We start from the raw sequence: 21,927 nt of genomic DNA on the forward strand, positions 1-21,927 counted from the left end.
CACGTACCAGCGGCGCGCGTACGCGTGTGCAGACGGAGACGGCCACGTCCCGGCCGGGGGGCGATGGGCGTCAGACAGCAGCGCGCGGTGGCGCGGGTGGCAAGAGCCGCCCGGCCTCGGGCGGTAAGGCCCGCCCGGCCGCGGGCGGCCGCGCGGCGCGGACCGGGGGATCCACCCGGTCCGCGCCCGCCGGCCGGGCGAAAGCGCCGGACCGGCAGCGCCGGCCGCCGCTGAGCCTGATGGTCGGCCAGGCCGTCGTCCGGACCGTCTACCAGGTGTGGATGACCGCGGCGACGCTGCTTGGCACCATGCTGCGCCGCACCGGACGGGGCGCCCGCGACCTGCGCATCGATCCCGCCCACCGGCGCGACGGGCTGGGGCTTGCGGCCTTCGGCGGGGCGATCCTGGCCGCCGTCGCGGTCTGGTTCTCCGCGGGCGGCCCGGTCGGCTCCTTCGCCGCCGCCGCTCTGGAGCTGTTAGTCGGCGCCGGGGCGTGGGCGCTTCCGTTGTTCGGCCTGGGGTCTGCCTGGCGGCTCGTGCGCGCGCCCAGCGACCCCGACAGCCGCGGCCGGGTGGTGATCGGCTGGGCCGCGTTCGGTGTCGGCCTGCTCGGCGTCGTGCACATCGCCCGCGGGCTGCCCGACTTCTCCGACGGCGTCGGCCGGGTCCGGGGGGCCGGCGGCCTCGTCGGCCTGCTTGGCGGCCTGCCGCTCGCGAGCGCCGTGACGCCCTTTGTCGCCGTCCCGCTGCTGCTGCTGATCGCGGCGTTCGGCGTGCTAGTGATCACCGCGACGCCGATCCGGCAGGTGCCCGAGCTGCTCGCCGAGCTCGTCGACCGGCTCACCGCCGGTGTGCGCGATCCCGCGGCGCGGGCGCGTCGCGATGACAGTTACGACTCCGACTCCGACTACGACGATCTCGACGATCCTGCGCTCGTCGACGATCCGCTCGGCGCGGACGCCACCGGCGGCGCCGCCAGGTCGGCGGGCGACATCGAGGCCGAGCCGGGCGGCGGCCGGCCCCGGCGCCGCTCCCGGCGCGGCGTCGCCGCGGGTGCCGAGGCGGCCGACGGCGAGTCCGCGGCAGGCGACCTCACCCTCGACCTGTTCGGCGAGCTCGCCGGCCCCGAGGCCGACACCGGTTACGCCGGCGGGTCCGACGACGAAGACCCGGCGGCCGGGCCGTCCGGTGCGGGCCCTGCCTCGGCGGCGCGCTCGGCCGCGGGGGCTGCTGCGCGGCGCGGGCGGACGCGGGCGGCGAAGGTGACTGCCGGCGCCGCCGACACGGCGAGCGGCGTGCCCGGGCCGGGGTCCCCGAGCGCCCCGGACGAGATCCAGCATCTGGTCCCGCCGGTCGACGGCGACTACACCCTGCCGTCACCGACACTGCTGCGTTCCGGCACTCCACCGAAGGTCCGTTCGGCCGCGACCGACGGTGTGATCGCCGCGCTCACCGACGTCTTCGCGCAGTTCAAGGTCGATGCGCGGGTCACCGGTTTCACCCGCGGTCCGACGGTGACCCGATATGAGGTCGAGCTCGGTGCCGCGGTGAAGGTCGAGCGGATCACCCAGCTCGCGAAGAACATCGCCTATGCGGTCAAGAGCGCGGACGTGCGGATCATCAGCCCGATCCCGGGCAAGAGCGCGGTCGGCGTCGAGATCCCCAACACCGACCGCGAGCTGGTGTCGCTCGGCGACGTGCTGCGCAGCGGTGAGGCGCTGGCGAACTCCCATCCGCTGGTCGTCGGCCTCGGCAAGGACATCGAGGGCGGCTATGTGCTCGCGAACCTGGCGAAGATGCCGCACATCCTCATCGCCGGGGCGACCGGTGCCGGCAAGTCGACGTGCATCAACACGCTGATCACCTCGGTGCTGGCGCGCGCGACGCCGGACCAGGTGCGCATGGTGCTCGTCGACCCCAAAAGGGTCGAGCTGACGAACTACCAGGGCATCCCGCACCTGATAACGCCGATCATCACGAATCCGAAGAAGGCGGCCGACGCGCTGCAGTGGGTCGTCAAGGAGATGGAGAACCGCTACGAGGACCTCGCCGCCTGCGGGGTGCGCCACGTCGACGACTTCAACCGCAAGGTCCGCAACGGGGAGATTGTCGCCCCGCCTGGTTCCGAGCGGGTGTACACGCCGTATCCGTACATCCTGACCATCGTCGACGAACTCGCCGACCTGATGATGGTCGCCCCGCGCGACGTCGAGGACGCCATCTGCCGGATCACGGCGATGGCCCGCGCGGTCGGCATCCACCTCGTGCTGGCGACCCAGCGCCCGTCGGTGGACGTGGTGACCGGTCTGATCAAGGCGAACGTGCCGTCCCGGCTCGCGTTCGCGACCGCGTCGCTCACGGACAGCCGCACGATCCTCGACCAGGCCGGCGCCGAGAAGCTGGTCGGTCTGGGCGATGCGCTGTTTCTTCCCATGGGCGCGGGCAAACCGGCCCGTATCCAGGGCGCCTTCGTTTCCGAGGACGAGATCGCCGCGATCGTCGACCACACCAAGGAGCAGGCGCCGCCGGCATTCCGCGAGGATGTGTTCGACGGCGGCGGTGAGGCGAAGAAGGACATCGACGAGGACATCGGCGATGATCTGCAGCTGTTCCTGCAGGCCGTCGAGCTCGTGGTGAGCACCCAGTTCGGCTCCACGTCCATGCTGCAGCGCAAGCTGCGCGTCGGGTTCGCCAAGGCGGGCCGGCTGATGGACCTGATGGAGAGCCGGGGCATCGTCGGGGCCAGCGAGGGCTCCAAGGCACGCGACGTGCTCGTCATGCCCGACGAACTCGAAGGTCTGCTCACGACCCTGCGCAACGGCTAGGAAGTGCCGGTGATCGGGTCTGCGCTTTCGAGGCGGGGTGACGGACCGTAAACTGAGGCCGGTGCCTCCACGGTAGGCAGACATTCACGCTTGCGGAGGTCGCTCATGCAATCCGTGGACGATCCGCAGCCGGCCAGCGCCGGCTCGCTGCTCGCCGCGGCCCGTCGCGAGCGCAACCTGACGATCGACGAGGTCAGCGAGCGCACGCGGGTGCGGGCGAGCCTGATCGACCAGATCGAGCGGGACGACTACTCCCGCTGCGGCGGCACGGTCTACGCCCGCGGCCACCTGCGCAGCATCGCCGCCAGCCTCGGCCTCGACCCCGGTCCCGTCCTCGCCGCCTACGACGCCTCGCATGAGGCGTTGACCGGGCCCGTGCTCGGTGTCCCGCCCGGTGAGTTCGACCCGCTGCGCGGCGGAACCCGGCGCCGGCGCGGTGGGTTCCGCTGGGGTGCCGCGATGATCGCGTCGCTGGCCGCGGTGTGCCTGATCGCGGTCATCGCGCTGCTGGTGCCCGGCTCCGGGTCGTCCGGTTCGTCGGGATCCACGCGGCAGGGCGACGCGGCGGCGCACCCGGCGACCGAGCCGGCGCCGATCGCGGCGCCGAGCACGACGCCTGTCGCCGCTCCCACCACCTCCCCGCCGGCGGGGGTGAACGTGGTGGTGGCGGCGCGCGACGCGCAGAGCTGGCTGGAGGTGCGTGACGACGACCGGCACGTACTGCTGGCGCAGCTGCTGCACTCCGGCGACAGCCGCACTGTCACGGCGCCGGGGGCGTTGAACATCCGGATGGGCAACGCGGGCGCGGTCGACGTGTCCTGCAACGGCAGGAACCTCGGGCCCTCCGGCGGTGCCGGCCAGGTGGTGACGATCCGGGTCAGCCTGGTCGCCTCCGGCGAGTGCGAGGTCGGTCAGGCCGGCCGCAGCCCGCTTGCCGCGGCGCCGCCGCCGTCCGCGCTCGGTACCGCGCCCATCGCGCCGGTGGACTGACGGCTCCCACCGGGGCGGGTCTCCCACCGGGGCGTGTCGGCCATGTCGGGCTGATGCGGCGCCGGGCGCCGCTGCCCCGGTAGCCTGACCTGTGTGTCCACACAGGTCCCGCGCCGGGTAGCTCTGATCACGCTCGGTTGTGCCCGGAACGAGGTGGACTCGGAGGAGCTCGCCGGCCGGCTCGCCGCGCAGGGCTGGGAGCTGGTCGCAGAGGCCGCCGACGCCGACGCCGTGCTGGTCAACACCTGCGGCTTCGTCGACGCGGCGAAGAAGGACTCGATCGACGCCCTGCTCGCCGCGGACGGCCTGCGCGCCGGCGACGGGGAGGCGGCCGGAGCGGGCCCGCGGGCGGTGGTGGCCGTCGGCTGCCTGGCGGAGCGCTACGGCAACGAGCTGGCGGCGAGCCTGCCTGAGGCCGACGCGGTACTGGGCTTCGACGCCTATCCGAGCATCGGCGCGCACCTCGACGCGGTCCTCGGTGGCGCCATCGTGCCCGCGCACACCCCGCGGGACCGGCGGACCCTGCTGCCGATCACCCCGGTCGAGCGGAGCGCTTCGGCGAACATCGACGTGCACGTCCCCGGGCACGCAGGCGCCGGCAGGCCGGCGGGCGGCGCTGGGGCCGGGGGTGCGGACGAGGGTGCGGCGCGTACCCCGGGCCGCCGCCGGCTGACGGCGGGACCCGTCGCGGCGCTGAAGATCTCCAGCGGATGCGACCGGAGGTGCGCGTTCTGCGCGATCCCGTCGTTCCGCGGCTCGCACGTCTCCCGGCCCGTCGACGACATCCTCGCCGAGGCCGAGTGGCTCGCCGGCGAAGGCGCACGTGAGCTGGTGCTGGTCAGCGAGAATTCGACCTCCTACGGCAAGGACCTCGGTGACCTGCGGGCACTGGAGAAGCTGCTGCCGCAGCTCGCCGCCGTGCCGGGCATCGTGCGGGTGCGCACCGTGTACCTACAGCCGGCGGAGCTGCGGCCGTCGCTGCTCGAGGTGCTGCTGACCACGCCGGGCCTCGCCCCCTACCTCGACCTGTCGTTCCAGCACGCGAGCCCGGCGGTGCTGCGCCGGATGCGGCGGTTCGGCGGCTCCGAGCACTTCCTCGACCTGTTGGGCCGCGGTCGCCACCTGCTTCCCGGCCTCGGCGCCCGGTCGAACGTGATCGTCGGCTTCCCCGGCGAGACCGAGGCGGACGTCGACATCCTGGCCGACTTCCTCGAGGCCGCCGAGCTCGACGCGGTCGGCGTGTTCGGCTATTCGGATGAGGAGGGCACCGAGGCGGTCGCGCTGCCGGGCAAGATCGCCGAGGAGGAGATCGAGCGACGCCGGGTGCAGATCACCGATCTCGTGGAACAGCTCACCGCCGCCCGGGCGCAGGAGCGCATCGGCAGCCGGGTGCAGGTTCTCGTCGAGGAGGTCACCGACGGGCTCGCCGCCGGGTGCGCGGGCCACCAGCAGCCCGACGCGGACGGCTCGTGCGTGGTGCGGCTGCCCGGCCCGGTCGCGGCGGGCGAGCCGTCCGACCGGCCCGGTGTGGGCGGTGTGCCCGGAGTCGAGGTGGGGGACCTGATTGAGGCCCGGGTCGTCGCGACCGAGGGGGTCGACCTGGTCGCCGAGTTCACCGCTGTGCTCGACCGCGCCCGCCCCCAGGCCGGGCGGCCCTCGTCGCCGCCCGCCGGGGCCCGGGCATCGGTCCTGGTGGGCCGGCGCGGCGCGGAAGGGACGTGACGGCCCCCGGCGCCGGCGCCCCGGGCGGTGCCGGCGGGCCGGAGGCGCTCCCGGGCGTGTCCGTGCTCAACGTCGCCAACCTGCTGACGATCATCCGGCTGATCCTGGTGCCGGTCTTCGTGGTTCTGCTGTTCGCCGGCCCCGACAGCGACGGATGGCGGTATGCGGCCTTCGTCGCCTACGCCGTCGCCGCGGTCACCGATCAGGTCGACGGGTCCATCGCCCGGCACTGGCACCTCGTCACCGACTTCGGCATCCTCGTCGACCCGATCGCCGACAAGGCGCTGACTGGCGCCGCACTGATCTCGCTGTCCGTTCTCGGGGAGCTGCCGTGGCCGGTGACGGTGGCGGTCCTGCTGCGCGAGGTCGGGGTGACCCTGCTGCGGTTGTGGGTGATCCGGTTCGGGGTGATCGCGGCCAGTCGCGGTGGCAAGGCCAAGACGCTGCTGCTGAACGTGGCGATCGGGCTCTACGTGCTGCCGCTGGCGGGGGCCGCGGCGACCAGCCGGGCGGTGATCCTCGCCGCCGGGGTGGTGGTCGCGGTCGTCACCGGCATCGACTACGTGTACCGGGCGCTCGCGCTGCGGCGTCGGGCCGCGCGCGACGCGTCCGGCGAATCCGCGGGCGGGCCCGCCATCATCGACGACGAGGGGCTGACAGATGCGCGCTGAGCTGCTGGCGGTGGGGGACGAGCTCCTCTACGGCGACATCGTGAACGGCAACGCCGCGTGGCTCGGCCGCCAGCTCGCCGACGTCGGGGTGACGGTCGCGACGTCCACGGTGGTCGGTGACGACGTCGAGGTGATTGCCACGGCGATCCGGGTGGCGCTGGACCGCGCCGACGCCGTCATCATGACCGGCGGTCTCGGGCCGACCCAGGACGATCTGACCCGCGAGGGCATTGCCGCCGCGGCCGGCGTCGAGCTGCGCCGCGACGACGTCCTGGAGGCCGAGCTGCGCCGGCGGTTCCAGGCAATGGGCCGGCTCGACGGGCGCGACGTCCCGATGATGAACTACCGGCAGGCGGACCTGCCCAGGGGGGCGCAGCCGCTGCCCAACGGGCCGGGCACCGCCCCGGGCCTGCGGATGGAGATCGGCGCGGGCGTCGTGTACGCCATGCCGGGTGTGCCCTTCGAGATGAACGACATGTTCACCGCCAGCGTCCTGCCCGACATCCTGCGCCGCGCGGGCCAGCCGGCCGTGGTCGTGCACCGGGTGCTGCGCACGGCGGGGATGTGGGAGTCGGCGGTCGCCGAGGCGCTCGCGGGCGAGGTCGATCGGCTGGCGCCGATCGGCAACCCGCGGATCGCGTTCCTGGCCAGCGGCGGTCAGACCCGGGTTCGCATCACCGCCCAGGCGCGCGACCGGGCCGCGGCCGAGACGCTGATCGCCCCGGTGGAGGCGGCGGCGCGGGCGGCGCTCGGCGCCGGGGTGTACGGCGGCGACGAGGACTCCCTGGAGAGCGTGGTACTGGGGCTGCTGCGGGCCCGGTCGGCCACACTTGCCGTCGCCGAGTCGATCACCGGTGGGCTGCTCGCCGGCCGGCTGACCGACGTACCCGGGGCGAGCGTGGTGTTTCGCGGCGGCGTGGTGTCCTACGCGACCGACGTCAAGGCTTCGGTGCTCGGCGTCGACGAGGGCCTGCTCGCCGCCGAGGGGGCGGTGTCGGCGAACACCGCCGCGGCGATGGCGGCCGGGGTGCGTGCCCGCCTCGGCGCCGACTATGGGCTGGCCACCACGGGTGTCGCCGGTCCGGCGGAGCTGGAGGGCAAGCCGGCGGGTACGGTCCACCTGGGCCTCGCCGGCCCGGACGGCACGACTACCCGTTCGGTTCGTCTCCCCGGGGACCGGGCGCGGGTGCGTGCCTTCGCCGCGGTGACCGCGCTGGACTTGCTGCGGCGTACCCTGGCGGGACTGCCCAGCAGCAAGATCGTTACCTTCGGTGATGACGCCACCGGCGAATCGCGGGAGTAATCGCCGGACCCGAGGTGCTTACACAGTTACAGTCCCATCAACGAGGGCCCGATGGCCGCGGTGGTGGGTATACGGTGAACGCATCCCGCGGACGAAGGAGGAGGCTCGATGGTCCTGCTCCGACGCATGATCGGCGAGGCGTTGCGCCGCCGCCGTCAAGATCAACATCGCACGCTTCGGGAGGTGTCCTCGGCGGCCAGGGTGTCGCTGGGCTACCTGTCCGAGGTCGAGCGTGGGCAGAAGGAAGCCAGCTCCGAGCTGCTCGCAGCCATCTGCGAGGCATTGGGAGTCCGGCTCGCGGATCTGCTGCGCGAGGTGAGTGAGGACCTCGAGCTCGCCGAGTTGACGGTGGGCGCGGGTGTCGGCGGGGCCACGGTCGTGGTACCGGCCCGCCCGACGGTTGTGAATCGGGCAGCCTGAGCTTCTCCCTGCCGTACCTGCTCGATGGCGCGTGTCAGCCTCGTCTGCTCCAGGTCCAACCGCGCGTGCATCACGCTCGCGCTGCGGGGCGACGGCCGGGCCGGCGCCGGAAGCTCCGCATACGGATCCCGATCCGGGGGCACGCCAGGGAACGCAAGCAGCTCCGACCCGAGAGGACGAGCATGAGTGCGATCCGCAGCCCACTGTCCGACGAAGCCCGATCCGTCACCGGCGAAGCGTTGCAGGGGGCGTTGGTCGATCTGATCGATCTGTCCCTGTACGCGAAGCAGCTGCACTGGAACGTCATCGGCCGGACCTTCCGCAGCGTGCACCGTCAGCTCGACGAGATCGTGGAGTTGGCCCGCCGCTTCGCGGACGCTGTCGCCGAGCGGGCCGTGGCCATCGGGGTCAACCCGGACGGCCAGGCGTCGACGGTCGCTCGCGGCACCCATCTGCACGGGGTGGAGGTCGGTTACCTCGCCGACGAGAAGGTGATCCGGCTGATGACCGATGTGCTCGCCGGGGTCGTCACCCGGATGCGCACCCGGATGGACATCACCGAGCAGCCTGACCCGGTCACCCAGGACCTCATCATCGGCGTTGTACGTGAGCTGGAGGAACAGCACTGGATGTTCCAGGCGATGGTCTGAGCCGGGTCCGCCGTCGGGGCCGCCACCGGGGCCATCGGCCCGAACGGGTGACTCCGGTGGCGGCGGGCGGGGCGGTCTGGCACTCTCCCCGGGTAGTTTTCACGGCGCAGCTTGAGTCGGTCGTCGTCCCCCCGGGCGTGGCTCCCGGGCCTGGCCCGCAGGGAGAGAAGATCACGTGAGCACCGCCTCGCGACCCGAGGAGGATGACGCAGTCCCGGCGCACCCGCCGATCCAGGTCTGCAAGGCGTGTAACGGCCTGGGCGAACAACTGGTCGTCTTCGCCACGGCGCGCGGCGGCTTCGTGCCCGCGTGCCGTTCGTGCCTGGTCTGCGAGGGACGGGGCCGTACGGCGTTGCGGCCGCCCGTCTGACGGATGGCCGACGGGATTGGTATCCCCGCCGGGTCACCACCGGGCCCTGGTCGTGCGACGATCGTGGTATGGCGAATGTCGTCCGCAAGATTGCCCGGTATCTGTCTGCGTCTGCGAACCGCAAGTTCGACGAGCGGGCCGACCCGCGGGTGCAGATAGACCAGGCCATCGAGGAGGCGCGCCGCCAGCACGAGGCGCTCGTGCAGCAGGCCGCCCTCGTCGTGGGAAACCAGCGTCAGCTTGAGATGCGGCTGGCCCGCCAGGCCGAGGAGGTCGGCGGCCTGACCGAGTCGGCCCGCTCCTCGCTGCTGCTGGCCGACAACGCGCGGGCCTCGGGCGACCCGGTCTCCGCGGCCCGCTACGAGGAAACCGCGCAGGCGTTCGCCAGCCAGCTCGTCTCCGCGGAGACCTCCCTTGAGGACCTGAAGAACCTGCACCGCCAGGCGGTGGCGTCCGCGGCCCAGGCCCGCACGGCGGTCGAGGACAACACGACGCGGATGCAACGCCACCTCGCCGAGCGGGCCCGGCTGCTGACCCAGATCGAGCACGCTGCCATGCAGGAGCGGATGACCCAGGCGGTGGAGGGTATGTCGTCGCTGGCTCCGCCCGGGGACACCCCGTCGCTCGCCGAGATCCGCGACAAGGTCGAGCACCGCTACGCGGTGGCGCTCGGGCGCCACGAGCTCGCCTCGCAAGGGATGGAGGAGCGGATGGTCGAGGTCCGCCGAGCGACCATGGACGCCCGGGCCCTGTCCCGGCTGGCCGAGCTGCGCGGGGATCTCGGCGGGGACGGTCCCGGCACCGCGTTGGGTGGTGGGGCGGCGCCGGCGGCGCTCGGCACCGGGACCGACCCGCAGCGGCAGTCGCTGGCCAAGGGGTCGCCCGACGGCTCGCAGTACCGGGCGCCCGAGGCTGGCGGCCGGGGCGCACCGCCGCCCGCCGCGGGTGGGCAGGGTGCCGACGGCCCCGCGACCGCCCCCGGTGGGTCGGCGGTGTGAGCCGAGCGGGGAGCCCACTGTGACGGACTGGTCGAAGGACGACGGTCAGGCTTCCCCTACCGGTCCCACCGGTCCCACCGGCTGGAGTTGGGGTCGCTTCCACACTCTGCTCGACGGGCGCTCCGGCGCGGCTCGGGCGGCCGCGGATGCCGCGGCTGCGGTCGTGCCCGCCCTGCCGGCCTGGGTCGGGGCCGACGTCGAGCGTCGGTCGCTGCTGCGCGCCGAGCGGCGGGCCGGGCGCGGGTTGCGCTGGGCGCGGCGGCGGGAGACGGCCACCGCGTCGATCTGGACCGGGGTCGCCGCGCTGACGCCTGTCGCCGCCGTCGCATACGACTCCTGGGGCTGGCTCGTGGCCGGCGGGGCGGCGCTCGCTCGGGCGGCCCTCGCCGGACGGGAACTGGGGCTGCTGCGGCGGGTCGATGGCGGTCTTCCTCTGCCCCGCAGCCCGGAGCCGAGCCCGTGGGAGCTGCGCCGGTCCGCGGCCGCCGAGCCGCTGCGCCGCGGGGAGGCGGCGCTTGCGGCGCTCGCGGCGATGACCCGCTCCCTCGGTCCGGGCCCGGCCCGAACGCTCCTGCAGACCACCGCGGCCGGCGCGGCGGACCTGGTCGACGGGCTGCGCCTCGGCGCGGCGAGAGTCGTCGCCTGCGAGGCGGCCGCCCGGGCGATCTCCCACCCCGGGCGGCGGGCCGAACTCGCGCGGACCACCGAGGCGCTGGTCGCGACGATGACGACGTCGGTTGCCGTCTTCGATGACCTGCTCGCTGCGGCGGGGGAGGCGGTCGGTACCGTGTCGTCGTCGGCACCCGGTCTGATCAGACTGCGCGAGGACACCGAGATGCTGCGCGGGTACGCGGCGGCCCTCCGGGACCTCGCGGGTTCCTAGCCGCCGGGCTCCCCGCCGCGCTGTCGTGCGCGCCGCGGGACACCCATGCTCGGGCCGGTACGAACTGCGCGGCTCCGACCACGTGTCGGCTATTCGACTGGGTGGCACTTTCGGGTCGTAGATCGCCACGTTTACAGCCAGTTCACTGAATACGGTCTGTAGCGAATGGCAATTAGGCATACGGCCCGTTGGGCTGGAGAACGCCATTCTCTTGGCTTTCTCGGTGTTTTGCCACCGTTTGGTGGTGTTGCTCCGGCGTAGGAGGATCGGTTCCGGCTCCGTGGTGCGCACGGTGCGTGCATGTTGGGCGGCCGCGTCGCGTGCACGGAGCAGTCGGGACTGGCTTGCCCAGGAGTGGATGTGTAATGTCCGGCTTGTCCAAAGTCCGCTGGTTGGCACCTAGCGGCACAGAAGACCAAGGCGCATCGCGGTTCTGCCGGTGCTGGCGCGCACCGGGTCGGCCGTGGTCGCGCTGGGGGGTGGCGCGGTCCGAGCAAGTCAGAGGTGGACTAACCGTGACATGCCCTGCCGGGGAGTTCCCCCCGGTTGAATCCGCACCTGCAGCGGCAACCGCAACCGCAACGTCCGTGGCCGAGCTGGACCGGCCCTACAGCGAGCAGCGTTGGTCGCTGATGCTGCCCCACCGGGAGCGGCTGATCCACATCGCCCGTCGTCGGCTGCCGAGCAAGGCCGACGCGGAGGACTGTGTGCACGAGGCGTTCATCCGTGCGGCGGGCTTCCGGGACCTCGACGCGAACCGAGTCGGTCAGTTCCTGACGACGACCGTGCTGCGCCTGTGCGTCGACCACCACCGGGCCCGGCAGCGAGCGGAGCGGGCGGTCGTCCGCGGGTACCTGCAGCCGTGGGAACCGGCGCCGGACGACGCCGTCTGCGACCGGGCGGAGGCCCGCTGGCTGCTGGCCCGAGCCGGTACGCTGCGCGGCCGCGAGCGCCAGGTGATCATGGCGCGGGCGGCCGGGATGAGTACTCGTGAGGCGGCGGCGGACCTGGAAATCAGCCTCAAGGCGGCCGAGGGTGCCTTCACTCGTGGCCGGGCGCGGTTGATCAGCTTTTCCCGGAACTGACGGTCCCGTCAGGATCGGGCGTGTACTACGCACCTCAGGCACCACCTTCCCCGGCAGCAGGCCGGTGGACGCGGCCGGAGCGCGCCTCGGCGCCTCGGTCCGTATGTCCGCGACGGGTGACGGTTCCCACCGGAGCCGCCGGTCCGGCCTGGCATCGGGGGCACCAGGTGGTGCGCCGGCAGGGCCGCCCGGCCCGGCCATAGACCCAGTGCTCCTCCCCGGGTCGCAGTGACCCGGTCGTCACCTGATGCCCACCGTGGGCGCCGGCTTTGATCATCGTTTGGGCTCGTCGGACGAGTCCCGGCAGATCAGGTACGTCGCCCACGGGCGTCCAGGGTGACACCCCGGTGACAAAACACGCCTCGGTACGCCAGATGTTGCCGAGGCCGGCGATGATCCGCTGCCCGGACAGGTCGGCCGTGGCCAGCCGGGGCATCCGGAAATCGGTGCTCAGCAGCCGCGCACCGGCGAGTGCGGCGTCCATCCGCCGGGCCGCCCGCCACACGGTGTCGCCCTCGGGCATCCCCGCACCCTCCCCGCATCCGTGGCCGGTCTCTCTCGCCGGCCGCCGTGCCCCGATCTGGTCGGTCAAGCCCGCAGCCGTAGGCCGCGGGGCGTCGGATGGAAACCGGCGCGTTCGAGGGCGGTGCCGAGCCCACTCGCGGCGATCGGCTCCCCGTCGGCCTTCTCCACGGTCAGCCGGCCGAGTGGCCCGTCCACGACCGCACGGGCCAGCGCGCCCACTGCGATCCCGGTCAGGCGTTCGTCCGCCGTCCACGACAGCAGGGACCGCCCGCCTCGCTCCACGTAGAGGACGAGCTCGCCGTCGACAAGGACGACCAGCGCACCCGCCTTGCGGCCGGGCCGGTGCCCGGCGGCCGCGTCCGTCCCGGCCCCCGGCCGGTTCGGCCACGCCAGCGCGGCACCGAAGGGGTTGGCCGGATCCGTGGCGGCGAGGACCACGGCCGCGGGCCCCCCGCCGGCCCGGCCCCCCGCGGATCCGCGCTGGCCGGGATCCGCCTGCGCCCATGGCGTCCGGTCGTCCGCGGAGATGCCCGGGTCGGATCTACTCGGTTGCGGGGCCCAGGAGGGGGCCTGGGCCGCATCGCGTTGCGCCGTGGCGATCGCCCGTAGCCGGTCGACCGCGCCGGGCACGGCGAACTGGGCGGCGCCCAGCGACTCGACGAAGTAGCCGCGTCGGGCCCGGCCCGCGTCCTCGAACGCGCTGAGCACCCGGTAGACCGCGGCGAAACCGCCGGCCGGGCGCTCGCCGGTCACCGCCCCTCGGGTGACGATGCCGTGCCGATCGAGCAGGGTCTCCGCGAGCGCGTGGCCGCGGCGGGTCGGGTCCTCGTCGCGCTCGGGTAGCAGCGACCACCGGCCGGCCGCGGTGGGGGGGCCGGTCCGCCGGGGCAGCGCCGGCCGGCCGTACCGGGAGGGCCGCGGCCGCGGGGCCCGCCGCCTGGCCGCCGGTCCGGCGGTCCCACCGGTGGCGCCCAGCAGGACGCGTAGCGGCGCGAGGGTGTCGTTGGTGATCAGGCCCGCCCAGACGAGATCCCACAGGGCCGCGGTGAGGGCGGTGTCGTCGAGCGAGCCGACCCGATCCGACAGCGCCCGGAAGAACAACGCCGCGCCGTCCGCGAGGGCGTCGAGGATCGCTTCGTGCGGCTGCCCGGCGGCGGCGTCGAGGTCGGCCGCGGGCAGCAGCAGGGCGGCGGCGTCGGCGGTGACCAGGGTCAGCCAGCCGTCGCCGGCGGGCAGGCCGCCGGCGCCCGCCCAGTGGACCTCGCCGGCGGAGCACAGCTCGTCCAGCATCGCGGGGGAGTAGTCGGTGACCCGGGCCGGCAGGACGAGCTGCTCCCAGGCACTTGCCGGGATCAGTGCGCCCTGCAGTTGTTCGACGGCCCGCAGCACGCCGTCGACCCCGTGGCTCCGGCCGCTGGCCACCCCCTGCCAGGCGGGAAGGAACGCGCCGAGCGCCCGCGTCGGTACGGCCTCGACCTCCCGGCGCACCGCGGCGAGGCTGCGCCGGCGCAGCGCGCGCAGCACTCCGGCGTCGCACCACTGCATGCCCGTGCGCCCGGGGTGCAGCTCGCCGCGCACCAGCCGGCCCTCGGCGGTCAGGGTCTCGAGCACCCCGACGACGACGACCGGGCCGAGACCGAGGCGACGGGCCGGCTCCTCGGCGTCGAACGGCCCGTGGGTGCGGGCGTACCGGGAGATCAGATCGCCCAGTGGGTCGCGCACCGGCTGGGTGAACGCCTCGGGCACCCCCACCGGCAGGGGGACCCCGAGGGCGTCGCGCAGCCGCCCCGCGTCCTCGATCGGCACCCAGCGTTCCTCCCCGGCGATGCGGACCCGCAGGATCCGGCGATCTCGCTCGAGCTCGGCAAGCCAGGCCGAGGTGGCGCCTCGGGCGAGGGCCTCCTCGGTGGTCAGGTCACCGACGATGCGCAGCAGGTCGGCGACGCCCTCGGCATCGCGGGCGTGCCGCTGCGGGGCGAGCCGGGTGAGCTCGGCGGTCACCTGGGCCAGCGCGGCGGGATCGATCAGTTCCCGCAGGTCGGCCTCGCCGAGCAGCTCGGCGAGCAGTGAGCTGTCCAGCGACAGCACCTGGGCGCGGCGTTCGGCCAGCGGTACGTCGCCGTTGTAGAGGAACGCGGCGACGTAGCCGAACAGCAGCGACGAGGCGAACGGCGACGGGGACGGCGTCTCCACCTCGACCACCCGTAGCGACCTGGTGGCCACCTCGCGCATGAGCCCGACCAGCGCCGGGGTGTCGAACACGTCCTGCAGGCATTCCCGCATCGTCTCCAGCACGATCGGGAAATCGCTGAACGTGGCGGCGACGGTGAGCAGGTGGGCGCTGCGCTGGCGCTGCTGCCACAGCGGGGTCCGCCGGCCAGGGGTGCGCCGGGGCAGCAGCAGAGCCCGCCCGGCGCATTCCCGGAAGCGGCTGGCGAACAGGGCGCTGCCGCCGATCTCGGCTCGTACGATCGCATCGATCTCGTCCGGCTCGAACAGCGCGAGGTCCGCTCCCGGTACCTCCGCCGCGTCCGGGATCCGGGCGACGATGCCGTCGTCGGTGTGCATGATCTGCACCTCGGTGCCGTATCGCTCCCGCAGCCGCGCCCCGAGCGCGAGCGCCCAGGGCGCGTTGACCGGTGCGCCGAACGGCGAGTGCACCGCGAGGCGCCAGTCGCCGAGCTCGTCACGGAACCGCTCGACGACGATCGTGCGGTCGTCCCCTAGGTGCCCGACGGCAGCCCGTTGCTCGTCGAGGTAGCGCAGCAGGTTGGCGGTGGCCCAGTCGTCGAGCCCGGCGGCCCGCACCCGCTCGGCCGCAGCCGGCGAGGTCAGCCGGCCGACCTCGCGCAGGAAGGCACCCAGCGCGCGACCGAGCTCGGCGGGGCGGCCCGGGGCGTCGCCGTGCCAGAAGGGCAGCCGGCCGGGGCGGCCCGGCGCCGGGGTGACCAGCACCCGGTCCGCGGTGATCTCCTCGATGCGCCAGCTGGACGAGCCGAGCAGCACCACGTCCCCGACCCGGGACTCGTAGACCATCTCCTCGTCGAGCTCCCCGACCCGGCTGGCCTTCTCCCCGACGCCGAACACGCCGAACATCCCCCGGTCGGGGATCGTCCCGCCGCTGGTCACCGCGAGCCGCTGCGCGCCGGGTCGACCGCGCAGGATGCCGGTGGCCCGGTCCCAGGTGATGCGGGGACGCAGCTCGGCGAAGGCGTCGGAGGGATAGCGCCCGGCGAGCATGTCGAGCACGGCCTCCAGCACCGAGGCCGGCAGGGATGCGAAGGAGGCGGCGCGGCGGACCAGGACGCCGAGGTCGTCGACGGACCAGTCGTCCATCGCCGTCATCGCCACGATCTGCTGGGCGAGCACGTCCAGCGGGTTGCGCGGAGCGTGCACCTCCTCGATCGTCCCCGTCCCCGTCCGCATCCGCTCGGCGACAACGGCGCTTTCAAGCAGGTCCCCGCGATGTTGCGGCAGGACCACGCCGAGGCTCGTGGCGTCGACCTGGTGGCCGGCGCGGCCGACGCGCTGCATGCCGGCGGCGACGCTTGGCGGCGAACCGATCTGGATCACGAGGTCGACCACGCCCATGTCGATGCCCAGCTCCAGGCTGGAGGTCGCCACGACCGCAGGCAACCGCCCAGCCTTGAGATCATCCTCGATGAGCAGCCGCTGCTCGCGGCTGACACTGCCGTGGTGGGCCCGAGCGACCTCCGGCCAGCCGGCGGTGCCGCCGCCCTGGCCGGCCGCGCCCATAGTCGCGGCCGGGGCCACCCGCGCCGGGAATGCGTCGGTGCTGTCGAGACCGGCCGCGACCGGGCTCGGCTCCGATCCCGCGGCTGCGGCTGCGGCCAGCCGGTCGGCGTAGAGCTCGTTCAGCCGGGCACACAGCCGCTCCGCGAGCCGCCGCGAGTTGGCGAACACGATCGTCGACGAGTGCGCCAGCACCAGGTCGAGCACGCGTTCCTCGACCGCCGGCCAGATTGATGCACGCGGCGGCGCGGCGGCCGCGGAACCGTCCGGCGGGGCCTCGGCGAGCGGTTCGCCCAGCCGGGTCATGTCCTCCACGGGGACCACGACCGTGATCTCGAGGGCCTTCGCCGCCGGCGGCCGGACCACCGTCACAGGGGCCGCCCCGCCGAGGAAGCGCGCGACTTCCTCGACCGGACGCACCGTGGCCGACAGGCCGAGCCGCTGCGCCGGCGTTTCCAACAGCGCGTCGAGGCGCTCCAGGCTGAGCGCCAGGTGGGCGCCGCGCTTGCTGCCGGCCACGGCGTGCACCTCGTCGACGATCACCGTGCGGACTCCACGCAGCGCCTCGCGGGCCGCGCTGGTCAGTATGAGGAACAGTGACTCCGGCGTGGTGATCAGAATGTCGGGCGGGTGGGTCCCGAGGCCGCGGCGCTGGGCGGCCGGGGTATCGCCCGAACGGACTCCCACGGTGATCTCGGGCTGGGGCAGGCCGAGGCGCTGCGCGGCGCCTCGGATTCCCGCCAGCGGGGCGCGCAGGTTGCGCTCCACGTCGATGCCGAGCGCCTTGAGCGGGCTGATGTAGAGCACCCGGCACCGGCGCGTCGGCTCGGGCGGCGGTTGCGAGCCGGCCAGGGTGTCGAGGGACCACAGGAACGCGGCGAGCGTCTTCCCGGAGCCCGTCGGGGCGACGACCAGCGCGTTTCCGCCCCCGCGGATCGCCTCCCACGCCCCCCGCTGGGCGGGCGTCGCCGCGGCGAAGGCCGCGCCGAACCAGCTGCGCGTCGGCGCGGAGAACGGCGCGAGCGGATCCGGCTGGTCGGTGGGGCTGCGGCTGGGCACGTCGTCCAGTCTGCGACGCGGCACCGACAGATTTCGGCGGTCGCAGTCCGCCGGGCCGTTCAGTCTGTCTGTCTTGCTGTGGTTACAACCCATACATCTCGCTCTGGTGGAAGTCGCGGAGGTGCGGATCGGTGGGTGCGGCAGCCAATGACCAGGTCCGCTTCGGGCGGTGCACACTGGTGAGGTGCGGCTGACCGAGTTCTGGGCGAAGATGGACACACGGTTCGGTTCGGCCTACGCGGAGTCATTTGCCCGCGATCATGTGCTCGCCGGGCTCGGGGGCGCGACGATCGAGGCGGCCCTGTCCCGCGGTGACGACGTCAAGACCGTCTGGCGGGCCGTGTGCGACGAGTTCGGGGTGCCCGTTCGGGATCGTTGAGCGTGCCGATTCGGCGTGTCGCCGAGCCATCGAACGCCTGTTCGGCTACAGTTATCCCCATGCGGCCACTTATCCACAGATCGCCCCCGGCCCTCGAAACTGTCGGACCCACGGCCTAACGTCACCCCCGTGGCCAAGAACCGACGACCTCAGCATGGAGTGACTCCAATGGCGGCAGGACTTGACCGTGAGAAGGCGTTGGATAACGCCTTGGCGCAGATCGACAAGGCGTTCGGTAAGGGATCGGTCATGCGGTTGGGGGACGAGACCCGGCCGCCGATCCAGGTGATCCCCACCGGCTCGATCGCGCTGGATGTCGCGCTCGGCATCGGCGGGCTCCCGCGGGGCCGGGTCATCGAGATCTATGGCCCGGAGTCGTCCGGGAAGACGACCGTCGCCCTGCACGCGGTGGCCAACGCGCAGGCCGCCGGCGGCATCGCGGCGTTCATCGACGCCGAGCACGCCCTTGATCCAGAGTATGCGGGAAAGCTCGGCGTCGACGTCGACAACCTGCTGGTCTCCCAGCCGGACACCGGTGAGCAGGCACTCGAGATCGCGGACATGCTCGTGCGGTCCGGCGCGCTGGACATCATCGTCATCGACTCGGTGGCGGCGCTGGTGCCGCGGGCCGAGATCGAGGGTGAGATGGGAGACAGCCACGTCGGCCTCCAGGCCCGCCTGATGTCGCAGGCCCTGCGCAAGATGACGGGCGCGCTGGCGAACTCCGGCACGACCGCGATTTTCATCAACCAGCTGCGCGAGAAGATCGGCGTCATGTTCGGTTCACCGGAGACCACGACCGGTGGAAAGGCCCTGAAGTTCTATGCGTCGGTGCGCCTCGACGTCCGCCGCATCGAGACGCTCAAGGACGGCGCGGAAGCCGTGGGTAACCGTACCCGGGTCAAGGTGGTGAAGAACAAGGTCGCCCCGCCGTTCCGGACCGCCGAATTCGACATCGTCTACGGCGGCGGAATCAGTCGCGAGGGTTCCCTCATCGACATGGGCGTCGAACACGGCATCATCCGCAAGTCCGGTGCCTGGTACACCTACGACGGTGACCAGCTCGGCCAGGGCAAGGAGAACGCCCGGTCGTTCCTGCGGGACAATCCCGACCTGGCCAACGAGATCGAGAAGAAGATCAAGGAAAAACTCGGCCTCCTGCCCAGCGTCGAATCCGACGTTGTGGCACCGGTCCCCATCGACCTCTAACCGATGGTGGAAGCCGGTCGGCGCGACGCCGAACGCCGTCCGGCCACCGGCACCGACGCCTCGGGCGATCCTGGTGCCGGTCGGCCGACGGATCCGGTTGTCGTCGCACGGGAGATCTGCCTGCGCCAGCTAGCGACGCGGGCGCGTAGCAGAGCCGAGTTGGCCACGACCTTGCGCCGCCGAGGCGTGGCCGACGACGTGGCCGCGACCGTCCTCGACCGGCTGGCCGCCGTCGGGCTCGTGGACGATGCGGCCTTCGCCGCTGCCTTCGTGTCCTCGGCGCGGTCCCAGCGTGGGTTGGGCCGGCAGGCGCTCGCCGCGGAACTGCGTCGGCGAGGGGTTCAACCAGCCATGGTCGAGGCGGCCACGGCCGTCGTCGCGGCGGAGGACGAGGAGGCCACAGCCCGGGATCTTGTCCGGCGCCGCTTGCGATCGATGGACCGGCTGCCCGAGCAGGCGCGGGCGCGGAGGCTGCTGGCCATGCTCATGCGTCGGGGCTACCCGCCCGCGCTCGCGATCCGCGTCGTACGGGAGCAGTCCAGCGCCAATACCGACGACGGCGAGCCGCCGCCGACGACGTGGGACGGCGGGGATCTCGACCCCTCCGTGTGAGCGGTAGCGGGATTTTCGCCGGTTGTCAATGTGACGAATTTCTTGACCGGAGAATGCAACCCGACTTATTCTCCCAGAAAGGTGACAGGATCCTCCGCGGCGACGCGGTGACGATAGCTCGTTCAACTTCACAAGGAGGCAGCCGCCGCGAGCGGGTGCCCGAGTCGCTATGCCGGGATGGGCCATCACCGCTGATGGTCTGCTCTAGCGTGCCGCCGTGGGCTCCTTATCGTAATGATGGAGTCCGCGTGCTGTCCCTCCACGGCTGTAGATCGCGCCGGGTCGTGGGTCCTTCGCCGCTCCGATCCAGCCTGCCTGGGCGGATCCGACGATAGCGGTGGGAGCAGCGATGGACGGCGTTCTCGTCATCCTCTTGTCAGTCGTTCTCGTCGTGCTCATCGCGCTTATCCTCGCCGTGGCGTGGCTGGCGCGCACGGGGCGGGGGGATCGGCATTACGGTACCGCGATACATGCAGCCCGGAGCTCCTCGGGTACCGCGGCCGCGGCCAACGCGCACCCGCTCGACGACGAGGACGAGGAACCCGCAGTCCGGGTGCTCCCCCCCGTCCGCTCTGCCGCCGACGGCGCTCAGCCAGCCGGCGCCGCCCCGGTGACGGCCGTCGGTGGCTCGCCGGTCGCCACGGGGGCGGGTTCCGGTTCCGCGCCCTCCGGGCGGGTGCCGAGCGATGCCGTCGTCGCACCGGATCCCGACTCTGGCGACGGTGATGGTGGTGCGTCTGCACCGGCGACCGGATCGCCCGCCGGGCCGGGCCGGGCCGACGCTCCGCTCGTCGCCGAGGCGCCGAGGCAGGAGGTGGCGTCGCAGGAGGCGGCGCCTCGGGAGGTGGCGTCGGCGTTGCGGGCCGCCGAGCGGGAGGCCGCGCAGATTGTCGCGCGCGCCGAACGTGAGGCGGCGGAACGGCTGGCTCGCGGCGAGCGGGAGGCTGCGGAGATCCGCCGTCGTGGCGACGACGAGGTCGCCTCGCTGCGCAAGCAGGCGGTCGCTGACGCCGCGGCCGACGCGTCCCGGGCGGAGGCGGCGGCGCGTGACGTGGCCCGGGCCGAGCTGGAGGCTGCCCGGGCCGAGATCGCCTCGGCCCGGGCCTCCTTCGAGGAGGAGCTGCGGGTCCGGCGGGCTGAACTGCGCGGCCGGGACGAGGCGCTGGCGGCCCGCGATCAGCGGGTCGAGGAGCGCACCGCCGGCCTGGACGAACACGCCAGTCGGCTCGCCGCACGTGAACAGGACCTGCTCGACCGGGAGGACGAGCTGGCCCGCAAGGCGATCGAGGCGTCCGGCGTGGAGGCCGCGCGGCAGGCGGCGCTGGAGCGGATCGCCGAGCTCACCGCGGCGCAGGCCCGCGCGGAGCTGGTCTCGACCATCGAGCACGAGGCCCGCCGCGAGGCCGCCCTGCTTGTTCGCGCGATCGAGTCGCAGGCCGAGGAGGAAGGAGAGGAACGCGCCCGCCGGATCGTGACCACGGCCATCCAGCGGGTCGCCTCGGAGCAGACCGCCGAGTCCGTCGTCACCGTGCTGCACCTGCCGGGCGATGAGATGAAGGGCCGGATCATCGGCCGCGAGGGGCGCAACATCCGCACGTTCGAGTCCGTGACCGGGGTGAACGTGCTGATCGACGACACCCCCGAGGCGGTCCTGCTGAGCTGTTTCGACCCGGTGCGCAGGGAGATCGGCCGGATAACGTTGGCGGCGCTGGTGTCCGACGGGCGCATCCACCCGCATCGCATCGAGGAGGAGTACGCGCGGGCCCAGGTGGAGGTGGAGGAGCGGTGCGTGCGCGCAGGCGAGGACGCGCTGCTCGAGACCGGGATCTCCGAGATGCACCCCGAGCTGGTCACCCTGCTCGGTCGGCTGCGTTACCGCACCAGCTACGGCCAGAACGTGCTCGCGCACCTCATCGAGAGCGCGCACCTCGCCGGGATCATGGCCGCGGAGCTGCGGATGGCGCTGCCCCTGGCGAAACGCGCCGCCCTGCTGCACGATCTCGGCAAGGCGCTCACGCACGAGGTCGAGGGTTCCCATGCGCTCATCGGTGCGGATATGGCCCGTCGTTACGGGGAGGACGAGGAGGTCGTGCACGCAATCGAGGCCCACCACAACGAGGTCGCGCCCCGCTCGTTGTGCGCCGTGCTGACCCAGGCGGCCGACCAGATTTCCGGCGGCCGGCCGGGGGCCCGCCGCAACAGTCTGGAGTCGTATGTGAAGCGGCTCGAACGGATCGAGCAGATCGCCGGTGACCGCCCGGGGGTCGACCGGGTGTTCGCGATGCAGGCCGGGCGGGAGGTGCGGGTCATGGTCATCCCCGAGGAGGTCGACGACGTCGCCGCTCACCTGCTCGCCCGCGACGTCGCCAGGCAGATCGAGGACGAGCTGACCTACCCGGGTCAGATCCGAGTGACCGTGGTCCGCGAGACCCGGGCGGTGGGCACGGCCCGCTGACCAGCCCGGCCAGCCCGG

The 21,927-nt window shown here is 73.2% G+C and carries 17 protein-coding genes; 15 read left to right on the forward strand and 2 right to left on the reverse strand.

Annotated features, from left to right (window positions below; all coding sequences use genetic code 11):
- Positions 1-239 precede the first annotated feature (239 nt).
- From NBZ85_RS01325 to NBZ85_RS01375, 11 genes are all read left to right on the forward strand, one after another.
- On the forward strand, positions 240-2,825 hold the full coding sequence (locus NBZ85_RS01325) for an FtsK/SpoIIIE family DNA translocase (RefSeq protein WP_261561386.1): 2,586 nt from the start codon (positions 240-242) through the stop codon (positions 2,823-2,825).
- A gap of 105 nt (positions 2,826-2,930) precedes the next feature.
- Complete coding sequence (locus tag NBZ85_RS01330; RefSeq protein ID WP_261553820.1) at positions 2,931-3,815, forward strand: helix-turn-helix domain-containing protein; 885 nt, start codon at positions 2,931-2,933, stop codon at positions 3,813-3,815.
- Between the two features lie 93 nt (positions 3,816-3,908).
- Complete coding sequence (locus NBZ85_RS01335) at positions 3,909-5,537, forward strand: MiaB/RimO family radical SAM methylthiotransferase (RefSeq protein WP_261553821.1); 1,629 nt, start codon at positions 3,909-3,911, stop codon at positions 5,535-5,537.
- Positions 5,534-6,208, forward strand: a complete 675-nt coding sequence (locus tag NBZ85_RS01340; RefSeq protein ID WP_372517645.1) for a CDP-alcohol phosphatidyltransferase family protein — start codon at positions 5,534-5,536, stop codon at positions 6,206-6,208. The genes NBZ85_RS01335 and NBZ85_RS01340 overlap by 4 nt, the downstream gene beginning before the upstream one ends.
- On the forward strand, positions 6,198-7,511 hold the full coding sequence (locus NBZ85_RS01345) for a competence/damage-inducible protein A (protein WP_261553822.1): 1,314 nt from the start codon (positions 6,198-6,200) through the stop codon (positions 7,509-7,511). The genes NBZ85_RS01340 and NBZ85_RS01345 overlap by 11 nt, the downstream gene beginning before the upstream one ends.
- Before the next feature lie 108 nt (positions 7,512-7,619).
- Entirely contained in the window at positions 7,620-7,931 is a 312-nt protein-coding gene (locus NBZ85_RS01350; RefSeq protein ID WP_261553823.1) for a helix-turn-helix domain-containing protein, read from the forward strand.
- Between the two features lie 182 nt (positions 7,932-8,113).
- Positions 8,114-8,581 carry a Dps family protein gene (locus NBZ85_RS01355; RefSeq protein ID WP_163551476.1) on the forward strand — a complete coding sequence of 156 codons (468 nt, stop codon included), beginning with the start codon at positions 8,114-8,116 and terminating at the stop codon, positions 8,579-8,581.
- Between the two features lie 175 nt (positions 8,582-8,756).
- Positions 8,757-8,951, forward strand: coding sequence for a hypothetical protein (locus NBZ85_RS01360; RefSeq protein ID WP_261553824.1), 195 nt, complete (start codon positions 8,757-8,759; stop codon positions 8,949-8,951).
- A 68-nt stretch (positions 8,952-9,019) separates the two neighbouring features.
- Complete coding sequence (locus tag NBZ85_RS01365) at positions 9,020-9,949, forward strand: PspA/IM30 family protein (protein WP_261553825.1); 930 nt, start codon at positions 9,020-9,022, stop codon at positions 9,947-9,949.
- Positions 9,950-9,968: 19 nt separating this feature from the next.
- Complete coding sequence (pspM, locus tag NBZ85_RS01370; RefSeq protein WP_261553826.1) at positions 9,969-10,832, forward strand: phage shock envelope stress response protein PspM; 864 nt, start codon at positions 9,969-9,971, stop codon at positions 10,830-10,832.
- A gap of 587 nt (positions 10,833-11,419) precedes the next feature.
- Positions 11,420-11,917 (forward strand): RNA polymerase sigma factor, encoded by a 498-nt coding sequence (locus NBZ85_RS01375; RefSeq protein ID WP_261553827.1) that lies wholly within the window; start codon positions 11,420-11,422, stop codon positions 11,915-11,917.
- Between the two features lie 34 nt (positions 11,918-11,951).
- Here the strand turns inward: NBZ85_RS01375 and NBZ85_RS01380 are convergent, their stop codons facing one another.
- Positions 11,952-12,440, reverse strand: coding sequence for a hypothetical protein (locus tag NBZ85_RS01380; protein ID WP_261553828.1), 489 nt, complete (start codon positions 12,438-12,440; stop codon positions 11,952-11,954).
- Positions 12,441-12,505: 65 nt separating this feature from the next.
- Complete coding sequence (locus NBZ85_RS01385; protein ID WP_261561387.1) at positions 12,506-17,278, reverse strand: ATP-dependent helicase; 4,773 nt, start codon at positions 17,276-17,278, stop codon at positions 12,506-12,508.
- Between the two features lie 160 nt (positions 17,279-17,438).
- On the opposite strand from NBZ85_RS01385, the gene NBZ85_RS01390 reads away from it, so the two are divergent.
- The 4 genes from NBZ85_RS01390 (at position 17,439) to rny (ending at position 21,909) form a co-directional block, all read left to right on the forward strand.
- Positions 17,439-17,633 (forward strand): DUF3046 domain-containing protein, encoded by a 195-nt coding sequence (locus NBZ85_RS01390; protein WP_308203349.1) that lies wholly within the window; start codon positions 17,439-17,441, stop codon positions 17,631-17,633.
- 168 nt (positions 17,634-17,801) lie between these two features.
- Positions 17,802-18,842: a recombinase RecA gene (recA, locus tag NBZ85_RS01395; protein WP_261553831.1), complete on the forward strand. Its 1,041-nt coding sequence runs from the start codon at positions 17,802-17,804 to the stop codon at positions 18,840-18,842.
- 3 nt (positions 18,843-18,845) lie between these two features.
- A complete protein-coding gene (recX, locus tag NBZ85_RS01400; RefSeq protein WP_261553832.1) occupies positions 18,846-19,454 on the forward strand; it encodes a recombination regulator RecX in 609 nt (202 codons plus the stop codon).
- Positions 19,455-19,803: 349 nt separating this feature from the next.
- Positions 19,804-21,909: a ribonuclease Y gene (rny, locus tag NBZ85_RS01405; protein WP_261553849.1), complete on the forward strand. Its 2,106-nt coding sequence runs from the start codon at positions 19,804-19,806 to the stop codon at positions 21,907-21,909.
- Positions 21,910-21,927 lie beyond the last annotated feature (18 nt).

The sequence above is a fragment of the Frankia tisae genome (assembly GCF_025403405.1).
In the GTDB taxonomy this organism is placed as follows: Bacteria; Actinomycetota; Actinomycetes; order Frankiales; family Frankiaceae; genus Frankia; species Frankia tisai.

What these genes read in the sequence shown, in the direction of transcription:
- recA (WP_261553831.1), top strand. Translation starts at nt 17,802, where the DNA reads ATGGCGGCAGGACTTGACCGTGAGAAGGCGTTGGATAACGCCTTGGCG.
- NBZ85_RS01350 (WP_261553823.1), top strand. Translation starts at nt 7,620, where the DNA reads ATGGTCCTGCTCCGACGCATGATCGGCGAGGCGTTGCGCCGCCGCCGT.
- NBZ85_RS01345 (WP_261553822.1), top strand. Translation starts at nt 6,198, where the DNA reads ATGCGCGCTGAGCTGCTGGCGGTGGGGGACGAGCTCCTCTACGGCGAC.
- NBZ85_RS01325 (WP_261561386.1), top strand. Translation starts at nt 240, where the DNA reads ATGGTCGGCCAGGCCGTCGTCCGGACCGTCTACCAGGTGTGGATGACC.
- NBZ85_RS01330 (WP_261553820.1), top strand. Translation starts at nt 2,931, where the DNA reads ATGCAATCCGTGGACGATCCGCAGCCGGCCAGCGCCGGCTCGCTGCTC.
- recX (WP_261553832.1), top strand. Translation starts at nt 18,846, where the DNA reads ATGGTGGAAGCCGGTCGGCGCGACGCCGAACGCCGTCCGGCCACCGGC.
- rny (WP_261553849.1), top strand. Translation starts at nt 19,804, where the DNA reads ATGGACGGCGTTCTCGTCATCCTCTTGTCAGTCGTTCTCGTCGTGCTC.
- NBZ85_RS01365 (WP_261553825.1), top strand. Translation starts at nt 9,020, where the DNA reads ATGGCGAATGTCGTCCGCAAGATTGCCCGGTATCTGTCTGCGTCTGCG.
- NBZ85_RS01380 (WP_261553828.1), bottom strand. Translation starts at nt 12,440, where the DNA reads ATGCCCGAGGGCGACACCGTGTGGCGGGCGGCCCGGCGGATGGACGCC.
- NBZ85_RS01355 (WP_163551476.1), top strand. Translation starts at nt 8,114, where the DNA reads ATGAGTGCGATCCGCAGCCCACTGTCCGACGAAGCCCGATCCGTCACC.